The sequence below is a fragment of the Microvirga sp. P4_G7 genome (assembly GCF_056401005.1).
The window spans coordinates 1-1,001 of the sequence record NZ_JBFUKD010000999.1 but is presented as its reverse complement, the minus strand read 5'-3'; the positions used below and the strand labels follow the sequence as shown (position 1 = coordinate 1,001).

The 1,001-nt window shown below is 60.9% G+C and carries 1 protein-coding gene; it reads left to right on the top strand.

Annotated elements, in window-relative coordinates:
• Positions 1-15: 15 nt before the first annotated feature.
• Positions 16-612 (top strand): SOS response-associated peptidase family protein, encoded by a 597-nt coding sequence (locus AC1DT3_RS22530; protein WP_477467396.1) that lies wholly within the window; start codon positions 16-18, stop codon positions 610-612.
• Positions 613-1,001: the final 389 nt, after the last annotated feature.

The following is a 1,001-nucleotide window of genomic DNA, read 5'->3' as shown; positions in this document are numbered from 1 at the left end:
CATCTCGCAAGGGCCATGCGCGACACGACCGGCAACATGCCGACGTTTCCTGGGATTTATCCTGATTACATGGCGCCGGTGGTCCGGGACGTGGACGGCGAACGCGAACTCACCATGATGCGATGGGGCATGCCGTCGCCTGCGATCGCGCTGCAGGGCAAGAAGACCGATCCGGGGGTCACCAATGTCCGAAACACGTCGTCGCCTCACTGGCGGCGCTGGCTCGGCGTCGAGAACCGCTGCGTGGTGCCGTTTTCGAGTTTCTCCGAGAACGAGGTCCTGCCGGACGGGTCCCGACCCCCGGTTTGGTTCGCCTTCGACGAGCTCAGGCCGTTGGCTTTCTTCGCCGGGATCTGGACTCCCTGGACCTCGATTCGAAAGCTGAAGGAGGGCGAGACGACCAACAACCTCTATGCCGTTCTGACATGTCCACCCAACAAGGAGGTCGGGGCGATCCATCCCAAAGCGATGCCTGTGATCCTCACCACAGGCGAGGAGGTGGAGGTTTGGATGCGAGCGTCATGGAGCGAAGCGAGCGGTTTGCAACGGCCGCTGCCGGACGGAGCACTGCACGTCGTTGCTCGCGGGGAGAAGACGGACGAGGCGGCGTGAGGATGTCCGGGCGAACCTCGATCGTCTATTTCTTGCGTGACAATCGTGCGCAAACCGAACGCGGCGACGCGCCGGACTCCACAGAGCAATAGTCGAGCGTGTCGGCGTCGACGAGATCGAGCGACGACGCATTCGCTCGAACTGAACCGTCTTGCAACGGGTGTCTTTCGACACACCGCCTTCTCGTCCCCCTGGTCGTTCGAAGGGCGTCTCCTCAATCGAAAGCGATAGATCCGAGGAATGTGACGCACGGCGAAATGCATGTCCGTCAATCGACGTTCTCGCGACAACGCAGCGGTTTCAGAATGAGCGAATTCAGTACCTGTCAGTCGCGGTCCAGTGAATCCGGAAGACCAACTCTCACATGTTCTCTCAGATGGGGACAGTGT